This window comes from Polaromonas sp. P1_G2 (assembly GCF_056405515.1).
Window position 1 is genome coordinate 1 of sequence record NZ_JBFUBY010000191.1, and the last position, 8,213, is coordinate 8,213.

At 59.0% G+C, this 8,213-nt stretch carries 11 protein-coding genes, 1 tRNA gene and 1 pseudogene; 11 read left to right on the top strand and 2 right to left on the bottom strand.

Annotated elements, in window-relative coordinates; genetic code table 11:
• From AC1D0P_RS17795 to AC1D0P_RS17840, 10 genes and pseudogenes are all read left to right on the top strand, one after another.
• Nucleotides 1-148: pseudogene (locus tag AC1D0P_RS17795) on the top strand (serine--tRNA ligase); the annotation flags it as partial.
• A 35-nt stretch (nucleotides 149-183) separates the two neighbouring features.
• Nucleotides 184-271: transfer RNA gene (locus tag AC1D0P_RS17800), tRNA-Ser, on the top strand.
• Between the two features lie 461 nt (nucleotides 272-732).
• A complete protein-coding gene (locus AC1D0P_RS17805) occupies nucleotides 733-1,113 on the top strand; it encodes a hypothetical protein (protein ID WP_477677962.1) in 381 nt (126 codons plus the stop codon).
• A 5-nt stretch (nucleotides 1,114-1,118) separates the two neighbouring features.
• Nucleotides 1,119-1,589 carry a hypothetical protein gene (locus AC1D0P_RS17810; RefSeq protein ID WP_477677963.1) on the top strand — a complete coding sequence of 157 codons (471 nt, stop codon included), beginning with the start codon at nucleotides 1,119-1,121 and terminating at the stop codon, nucleotides 1,587-1,589.
• Nucleotides 1,590-1,675: 86 nt separating this feature from the next.
• Complete coding sequence (locus AC1D0P_RS17815) at nucleotides 1,676-2,029, top strand: hypothetical protein (protein ID WP_477677964.1); 354 nt, start codon at nucleotides 1,676-1,678, stop codon at nucleotides 2,027-2,029.
• A 90-nt stretch (nucleotides 2,030-2,119) separates the two neighbouring features.
• On the top strand, nucleotides 2,120-2,509 hold the full coding sequence (locus tag AC1D0P_RS17820) for a hypothetical protein (protein WP_477677965.1): 390 nt from the start codon (nucleotides 2,120-2,122) through the stop codon (nucleotides 2,507-2,509).
• Between the two features lie 69 nt (nucleotides 2,510-2,578).
• Entirely contained in the window at nucleotides 2,579-2,926 is a 348-nt protein-coding gene (locus tag AC1D0P_RS17825) for a DUF2185 domain-containing protein (protein WP_477677966.1), read from the top strand.
• Between the two features lie 659 nt (nucleotides 2,927-3,585).
• Nucleotides 3,586-3,999 carry a hypothetical protein gene (locus AC1D0P_RS17830; RefSeq protein ID WP_477677967.1) on the top strand — a complete coding sequence of 138 codons (414 nt, stop codon included), beginning with the start codon at nucleotides 3,586-3,588 and terminating at the stop codon, nucleotides 3,997-3,999.
• 84 nt (nucleotides 4,000-4,083) lie between these two features.
• Complete coding sequence (locus AC1D0P_RS17835) at nucleotides 4,084-4,512, top strand: ACT domain-containing protein (RefSeq protein WP_477677968.1); 429 nt, start codon at nucleotides 4,084-4,086, stop codon at nucleotides 4,510-4,512.
• A 189-nt stretch (nucleotides 4,513-4,701) separates the two neighbouring features.
• Nucleotides 4,702-5,097 (top strand): YkvA family protein, encoded by a 396-nt coding sequence (locus tag AC1D0P_RS17840; RefSeq protein ID WP_477677972.1) that lies wholly within the window; start codon nucleotides 4,702-4,704, stop codon nucleotides 5,095-5,097.
• A 41-nt stretch (nucleotides 5,098-5,138) separates the two neighbouring features.
• Here the strand turns inward: AC1D0P_RS17840 and AC1D0P_RS17845 are convergent, their stop codons facing one another.
• Nucleotides 5,139-6,377: an O-antigen ligase family protein gene (locus AC1D0P_RS17845; RefSeq protein WP_477677969.1), complete on the bottom strand. Its 1,239-nt coding sequence runs from the start codon at nucleotides 6,375-6,377 to the stop codon at nucleotides 5,139-5,141.
• 182 nt (nucleotides 6,378-6,559) lie between these two features.
• Nucleotides 6,560-7,501, bottom strand: coding sequence for a LysR substrate-binding domain-containing protein (locus AC1D0P_RS17850; protein ID WP_477677970.1), 942 nt, complete (start codon nucleotides 7,499-7,501; stop codon nucleotides 6,560-6,562).
• A gap of 132 nt (nucleotides 7,502-7,633) precedes the next feature.
• On the opposite strand from AC1D0P_RS17850, the gene AC1D0P_RS17855 reads away from it, so the two are divergent.
• Nucleotides 7,634-8,213: maleate cis-trans isomerase family protein (locus AC1D0P_RS17855; protein ID WP_477677971.1), on the top strand; the 580-nt coding region annotated here is incomplete at its 3' end.

Consider the following 8,213-nt stretch of genomic DNA (forward strand, 5'->3'; position numbering starts at 1 on the left):
CACCCTCAACGGCTCGGGCCTGGCTGTAGGCCGCACCCTGGTCGCCGTGCTCGAGAACTACCAGCTCGCCGATGGCTCCGTCACCGTGCCGGAGGTGTTGCAGCCTTATATGAACGGAATCAAGGTGCTGGTGCCGGCCGGGAAGTAGGCCTTCCACAGCTGTTAGAATCCTCATTCCACATTGGAGAGGTGGCAGAGTGGCCGAATGTACCTGACTCGAAATCAGGCGTACCGCAAGGTACCGTGGGTTCGAATCCCACCCTCTCCGCCAAAATTGCATCCAGAGAAATCCAGGTTGATCTGAGAAATGCCTTAAAAGCCCCGCTAGCCGGGGCTTTTTCGTTTCAGGTAGTCGGATTGGCCTTTTGACATCCAGGCATAGAGCGGGAGGCTTAGCCCGGTTCTTTTCGACGAGGGCTGACATGACACCAAGCGCAGCGACTGGCACCCAAGGATGCAGCCGGGCCGGGTTATTAGGCGCGATAGGTAAACACAACTGAAGCGGTGCTTGGGCTGCGCTCGTCCATATTGAGGAGGCGGTGACCACACCGTCCACATAGAATTGGGTTGCGGGCTTGCCCCCTTTTTATCGACTGAGTCAAACTCGCTATGGGCAATAAGTCTTTTAATAATAAGCACTTGGCTGGGTTTTCAGCGGCCAGGTTATACGGCAGGTGCGATGTTATGCCGCGGACCTTGCGGTATACATTCCTTTAGCCATCAGTCAACGACATGCCCACACAACTTGCACTTCGCATAGCTTCAGGCCCGTCAAATTCGGTGATCGTTGCAGCATTGCGCAAGATCGCTGACATTGGAATCTCCGCCTTATCCACGGCACTGGCCAAGGGTGAGCCGATTCCTGTTGGCACTCTCTTTGATCGCGGGCATGCCGAAAGGGAAAGGCTGGTGATGTCTCTCCTCGAGGAAATCACTGAAAAGGGCGCAGGCTTCGAGATACTCCTCGACGGGCAGCTGGAATCGCTCGAGTACCTCCGCAACCGATGTCGCGCCTGGCATGAGATAGCCTACGACATTCAAATGGAAACGGACCTAGAACTGGGAGAGCCAAGCGAGGAAGCACTGCGATGGGCGACTGGCAACTTCGAGTAGACGCCATGCGCAACGAAGACGTCGCCTTCATCTCCGGGTTCCTCCGCGCCTTTGCGCTAGCAAATGCCAGCGTGAACTACGGGCCCGACTTCTGGCTGTCGGTCGTTCCGATCAATGGGGATCAGATCGAGAGCGTGACTGCCTATCACCAACACACTAGGCTTCAATACGAAAAGATCTACAAGCAGTTCGATCTAAAGCCGACGATGCGGGTTTTGGAGAGGTGGCAAACCAAACTCCCCTCACTTATCAGGAAGTGGCTCTTCGAAGGGGAGTCGTGCATTCGGTTTGAAGACGATCAAATATCCAAGAAGAACTGCATAGTTGAGCAGTTGGAGAAGAAGATCAGGGAGTCGCTGACTGGCGAAATTCGCATGTGGGAACTCACCATCTTTTTCAGCGAGAACGAAGCAGACGACTGGCTCATAGAAGATTCTGATGGGCTGTACCACTTGCACCTGGGGTGGAGCGATTGATCCCCAAGGCGCCTAACCCTTCAATCGAGAGGATGTCACCCGGCAAGCCGGGCGCCGCCTCTCATCTCAAACGTTAAAGCTCATTCATGGTCAATCTCCAGCACTTCTCCAAGAAGGCCGGCTTCTTCAAGAAGGAGCGGGCACTTGCGGTCGTTGTGACCGTTGGCGACCAAGTCACCCCGCAACAGGACTTCGCGCAGTTCCGCGAAGGCTTCACGGCGTGGATGCGCGAATTCGGTTCCTCATGTAAGGAGGTTCTCTTCACGTTCATGGCTCGCGACACCAAGCAGTCTCACGTACTTGAGTTTTTCAAGCTGCTACTGAATGACGCCGAGGTGAGTGAGATCTTGAGTACGGTGCAGATGAATCTCCAGTTTCCCTCAATGAGTGCAGCGGTCGCGGACGAAATGAATGCCCGCATCTATGCGAAAGAGCTTTAACTTGTCAATCGACACGGACCCAAAACAGCAGAAAGCGGCTTCGCCGCAAAGTGTTGTGGGCCGGTCATCTTTACGTTAGAGGTCTTGGACGTGAAGCACTACTCGGGATCCGTCATCATTCACGAAACCATGTCTCTCGATGACGTGGCTATCGAATTGAACCGCTTCCTTTCGCCGGTCGAACTCCTCGAAACAGATAGGTTCGATGAGGTGCCTGGCTTCGTGGCGGACGTTTCGGATAGCGTGGAGTTTGTCCTTCAGGGGACTCCGCTCGATTTGCCACCTTATGCGCCGGCCTCTGACAGGTACAACTACTTCTACTTCAGCTGTTCGGATCAAGACATTGGAGCCTTGCCGGCCAGCCTGAGGGGCTTGCCCCTTAATGCAGGGGTTGGCAAGAACGGCTATTGCGACGTGAACGAATACTTGTATGAGCAGCTTTCTCGCCAAACTCGTCTCGTCTGCGAGCGAGACCTGTAACCCCTCCGTCAAGGGGACATCTTGCGCCCTGGTGCAAGATGTCCTAATGTCAAACGTTAGGCACCCATCATGAAGAAGACATATGCGCTTAGCGCGAGCGAGATAAAGCCGATCGCTGTAGGGTTCGGCGGATGCATTGCCACCGACATGATTACGGTGGAAGGAAGGCCGGTCGGGTATATGGTGCGCGAACCGACTTCGCGCCCAATGGATAGTGGGTGGTGCTTTATGTCGGGAGACGAATCGCAAGAGTACATGGATGATGATTCGAATCACGCCATCTACGATGTCAACACAATTGCGAACTACTCTCCCGATATCACCCCCTTTCTCAGCGCTCAGCCACGTAGTGCATTTGCTCGCGATCCGCACTCCGGCAAACTTGTTCAGGTCCCCTATGAAGAGCCGCATGAGTAGCCCTTCGTGCGGTGCCTCCAACGTTAGAACTCAAAAATTAAAGGGGGTAAGGTGAAAATTTTTAATCGAACGACTGCTGGCTGTCTATGTGTACTTCTGGCTTCTTGTGCTGCGCCGCCGTTGTCGGAGCAACTCGTTGGGCGTGCAATTCCGCCGGCGACCATCCAGCAGGAGGTGAACGGGGTAGAGATTGAGTTCAGCGCGGACAAGAAGTACGAAACGAATAACGGGGTTCCTTTCTCCGGCGACCCACTCGTGTGTTCGCAGGGCAAGGTTTCTCGCGTAAACGGCGCGAATCAGAATGCAAACAGGATCACTGTGAAGCCGTCGGAGGAGCTTGCTGTTACGTCTGTCATCGCCTGGGTGAATACGGGCTTTCGGCAGGTGTGCGGCCCTTTTGTAGCCTTTACACCCGAGCCTGGCGCCAGGTACGTGGTGGTGAACGAACGTATTGGCGGAAAGGGAATATCGGCACTTTGGACCGGCATGGCACGTCAAACTTGCAAGGTGTCTGTGTACCGTGAGGTCTCGACCGGATTGACGAGCGTGGCAACGCGTCCTGTGAGGCAAGGTGAGTGCCGTGTGCCTGAGCTCTAACAGGTCAATCGACACGGACGTTCTGTCAGCCACCGGTCATCTCCAACGTTAAGGTGCACACAATGCAGCTCGCTAAGTTTGCGATTTTCGGCATATCCGGTCTGATGGTCCAGAGCGTTCTGGCATGCTCTCCGCCGCCTCCGAAAATGGGTCCAGACGGAAAATATGTCAGCCCCCCGTACAAGTACAACTACGTGGCGACAGTCGCGGGGCAGCGAGACGTTGTCGTCCCTTTTGGTCGAGCTCAGACACCCAAGTCGATCCAAGCTCTTGAGCTTGAAGTGCTGGAAAGCTCCAGCGCTGAAGTTGCCGTTGGGTCACGTCAAGTGGTTTTCTATCCGGGTATCGGCGCTGACTGCTCATCTGAGCCGCGCTCATACACCCTGGATGGCTATCCGTTGGGAACGAAGGTGACGGTGCGCGCCGATAGCATCGACGCCGGCTTCGTCGAAAAGGCCCGGGACCGTGCGCCTTAACATGTCAATCGACACGGACCCACAACAGCAGGCTGCGGCTTCGCCGCGTGTGTTGGTGGTCCGGTCATCTTCACGTTGGGCGTCATGAGTCACTCCGTCACGAACCTCGCTGAGCTTCTTCAAGCAATGCAGCCCAAGTTGAACGAGGGGGTCTATGTCTTCACCTCTATCTCACCGAGCACCAATATCAGCTCACTTGAACCGATTGGCATGTTTCGAGAAGCAGAAGGCCTCACGCTCATCGTCGAGGAACAGCGGGCTCGAAAGGCAGAACTTCCCGTCTTGTTCCGCGCGGCATGGATCACGCTCACGGTGCACTCCGATCTCCAGGCCGTGGGCCTCACTGCCGCAGTCGCCACCGCGTTGGCCCAGGCCAACATAAGCTGCAATGTCGTTGCCGCGGCGTTTCACGATCACATCTTTGTACCCGTCGCGTCCGCCAACGAAGCACTTTCCGTCTTACAGCAGGTTCAACACGGTAGCAGCGGGAGCATCGATCCTCCGGTCAAATGACGCCCAACCCTTCAATCGAGAGGACGTGCCTCCGGCAAGTTTGTGGGGTTTGGTCTTCTTTTTATTGACCAGAGTGAAACTCCGCCCCGCCACCCAGGCGCATTTGCCCAGGGAAAAACGGCCTCCTCCAAACTTGACGCGGAATCCTGCAAAAGAGCATTGCGCAAGCGCTGTGGCATGCTTGCGGACATGGCCGTCGGCGACACACTCAAGAGCTGGGCGAAACGGATCAAGCGCGACGCGGTAACGCTCTGGTTCGCCGGCAAACACCCGGCAACGCCCTGGTATGCGAAGGCGCTTGGCGTCTTCGTGGTGGCTTATGCGCTCAGTCCCATCGATCTGATCCCGGACTTCATCCCGGTGCTTGGCTACGTGGACGATGTCCTGCTTCTCCCGGGGCTGATCTGGCTGGCCATCAGGCTCCTGCCACCCGAGGTCGCCGCCGATTGCCGCAAGCAGGCCGATGACTGGATGAAGACGCAGGGGGCCAAGCCGAGCAGCCGGGCCGGTGCATTCCTGATCGTGCTGATTTGGATAGCAGCCGGGGCGGCTCTCTGGATCTGGCTTGTTCAACCCCGGCTATAACCGTCATCAGATCGCCTTCCCCAGGCGTGAATGGGGTAGGTTCACTCCCCAGCGGCCTTGGGGCTGGGTGCGCTGCCCGCTTCAGGCCGAGCTTCGCCGGCGCCCTGCAAATGCGCAAACAGCAATCCCCACAGGAAATAGGCGAATATGCCGGGATAGGGTTGCCTGAGCGTCACTTTGAAATTGCTGTCGACCAGCACAATGAAGGCCGTCAGGCCCGCCAGCCACCAGATTTCAGCGGGCAGGGACTGCCGTTGTTGCCAGACCTTGCGCACGGTAAAGCCTATCAGTGCCACCACGGGCAGCAGCCCGATCAGGCCAAAGTTGTAGACGAGGTCGAGATACCAGTTGTGCGCGCTGGTGATGACTTCCCGTGAAGGGGGCTTCGTATGGCCGAACAGCAAGGTGCGTGGGCTCTGCGCTATCCAGCCGCCGTACAGCTTCCAGTCATCGAGGCGCTGGGCCATGTTGCCGGGTAATTTCCCCTCGGCCACGTCACGGAACTTTTGCACGTAGGCATTGGCGTTGCCAAACCTGTCCGTGTCTCCCTTGACGTGGCCGTAGTACAGGCTGCCCAGGAATACCGCCGCCGCAATGCCGGCCACCACCGATAGAAGGCCTGTCGCATGGCCGTGGGAGCGCTTCAAGATCGCCGTGCCGAAAAACAGCAGCATGAATCCCGCGTAAAGGCCAACGGCCAGGAAGGAGCCGCTGGCGAGCACATACATTCCCGTGATTGCCGCCAGGACGCGCATGAGGGCCTTTTGCCTGTCCCACTGGTGCACCATGACGAAGGCGAATGCCACCGCAAGAACGATGGGCACAAACTGGATGTGCTGGTAAATGCTGAATGCATACAAGTAGTTCGTCAGCATCAAGCCGCCTTGAAACCAGCCGGCAAGCAGTTGCAAGGGCAAAAGCACCAGCAGCACCCAGAGAAATGCTTTCGCAATCGTTTCGCGCTGCGCGCCCAGAAGCAGCCCGAGCATGAAGCCCATGGTGGGCAGCAGGGTTTGCGCGGCGTACAGGAGCTTTGCCGTTTTGCCATCCGGCGCCTCTCCCGCGAAGGCGAAAGACACGGCGATGGCGGCCATGAAGGAGGCTATGAAGATCATCGCCGGCTTTGCCGGGCCAAAGCGGCGTGCATGCGCAAGGATGCCCAGCAGGCATGCGGCGATGGAAATCGGCAAGGGTAGCGACCCCAGGATTCCGCGCGAATCGTAAATCGGGTCCAGGTCCCGATAAATGCCGTGGGAGAGCTGGATAAACAGTGGAAACAAAAGCGTTACAGCGAGCAACCAGGTCAAGCCGGGGGATGTTTTTCGGATCATGGCCTATTGTTGCAGGACGTTGCGGCAATGCCCRGTGGCATCGGCTTCGCGTCCTTTGGCGCGCTCCCGCGCATCGCCGCCACAGCCAAAAAAGCGCGGGACAAACCGTGCACTGAAGTTGGCGGCGCCCCTCAGCGCCCCACCCATGGCGGCAGACTACCGGCCCAGTCCACCAGCAGCTTGATGAACTCCGCCACCGCCGGCGCGGCGTCGTCGGTGCGCCAGAGCGCATACACATCGCCGTTGATATCGGGCGCCTTGGCCTGCGATCCTTTGGCCCCGGTCCGCGTTGCGGGTCCAAGCCGGCAAATGCCGACGGCGTCGGCCCTGAGTTGCGCCATGGAGGCGGGCACCAGTGCCACGCCGAGGCCGGCAGCCACGAGGTTCAGCGCCGCGGGTACCTCGACGACCTGCTGCGCGATCTTCGGCGCAAAGCCCGCCCACAGGCAGGCTTCAAAAAGGCGCGCGGCAAAAGGCGAGGAGTCCAGCCGCAAAAACACAAAATCCTCGTCGCGCAAATCGGCCAGGCGGAGCTTGCGGCGTTGCGCCAGCCTGTGGCCGGGCGGCAGGGCCACGACCACCGGGTCGCGCCACAACAGCGCGGCGCTGACCTGGCTGTCCTTGAGCGGGTTGCGCGAGACGCAGAGGTCCAGCCGCCCGTCGCGCAGGGCCTGCAGATGGTCGGACGGTTTCATCTCGTGCAGCACGAGTTCGACGGCCGGCCGCTGCAAACGGAACTGCTGGATGAACTGGGGAAAGGGCCCAAGAAAATGCGAGCCGGCCAGCCCCACCTGCACGCGCCCCTGCAGGCCGCTGGCGACGCGGGTCACGTGGCTGCGTGCTTCCTCCAGCCGCGCCAGCACGGCCTGCGCGTGGGGCAAGAAGGCCTTGCCGGCTTCGCTGAGTATCACGCTGCGGCTGGTGCGGTGAAACAGCCTGGCCCCGAGCTCGGCTTCCAGGGCGGCGATCTGGAAACTCAGGGGCGGCTGTGACACATGCAGGCGACTGGCGGCGCGGGTAAAACTCAGCTCGTCGGCGAGCACGGCGAAATAACGGATCTGGCGCAGTTCCACGGGTGGCCTTTGCGATAAGGGGGAGGGCTATCTATCTGGTTTGGGTATTGATCTATCCTGATTATGTATTTGTTTGTATGGATAAGAGCGCGAAGAATCGGGGCCTGAACCGTCACCAGGAAACCAACACCCATGCAAGCCGCTGAAGGCCAGGCGCCAGACAACTACCGCAACTACCGGGTCGGGCTGATCGTGCCCAGCTCCAACACCACCATGGAAACCGAGATCCCGGCCATGCTGCGCGCGCGCGAGCAGGTGCTGCCCGAGCGCTTCAGCTTCCATTCCAGCCGCATGCGCATGAAGTCGGTGACACGCGAGGAACTGGCGGCGATGGACCGCGACTCCGACCGCTGCGCGCTGGAGCTGTCGGATGCGCGCGTGGACGCCATGGGCTACGCCTGCCTGGTCGCCATCATGAGCATGGGCCTGGGCTACCACCGCGAGTCGCAGCGCCGCCTGCATGAGGTCACGGTGGGCAACGGCCTGCCGGCGCCGGTCATCACCAGCGCCGGCGCTTTGGTCGAGGGGCTGCAGGCCCTGGGCGCCAAGCGCGTGTCCATCATCGCGCCCTATATGAAACCGCTGACGCGCATGGTGATCGACTACATCGAGAACGAGGGCATTGAAGTGATCGACAGCGTTTCGCTCGAGATCCACGACAACCTGGTCGTGGGCGCGCGCGACCCAAAAGCGCCGGCAGAGTTGTGGAAGC

What these genes read in the sequence shown, in the direction of transcription:
- AC1D0P_RS17805 (WP_477677962.1), top strand. Translation starts at nt 733, where the DNA reads ATGCCCACACAACTTGCACTTCGCATAGCTTCAGGCCCGTCAAATTCG.
- AC1D0P_RS17810 (WP_477677963.1), top strand. Translation starts at nt 1,119, where the DNA reads ATGCGCAACGAAGACGTCGCCTTCATCTCCGGGTTCCTCCGCGCCTTT.
- AC1D0P_RS17815 (WP_477677964.1), top strand. Translation starts at nt 1,676, where the DNA reads ATGGTCAATCTCCAGCACTTCTCCAAGAAGGCCGGCTTCTTCAAGAAG.
- AC1D0P_RS17825 (WP_477677966.1), top strand. Translation starts at nt 2,579, where the DNA reads ATGAAGAAGACATATGCGCTTAGCGCGAGCGAGATAAAGCCGATCGCT.
- AC1D0P_RS17830 (WP_477677967.1), top strand. Translation starts at nt 3,586, where the DNA reads ATGCAGCTCGCTAAGTTTGCGATTTTCGGCATATCCGGTCTGATGGTC.
- AC1D0P_RS17835 (WP_477677968.1), top strand. Translation starts at nt 4,084, where the DNA reads ATGAGTCACTCCGTCACGAACCTCGCTGAGCTTCTTCAAGCAATGCAG.
- AC1D0P_RS17840 (WP_477677972.1), top strand. Translation starts at nt 4,702, where the DNA reads ATGGCCGTCGGCGACACACTCAAGAGCTGGGCGAAACGGATCAAGCGC.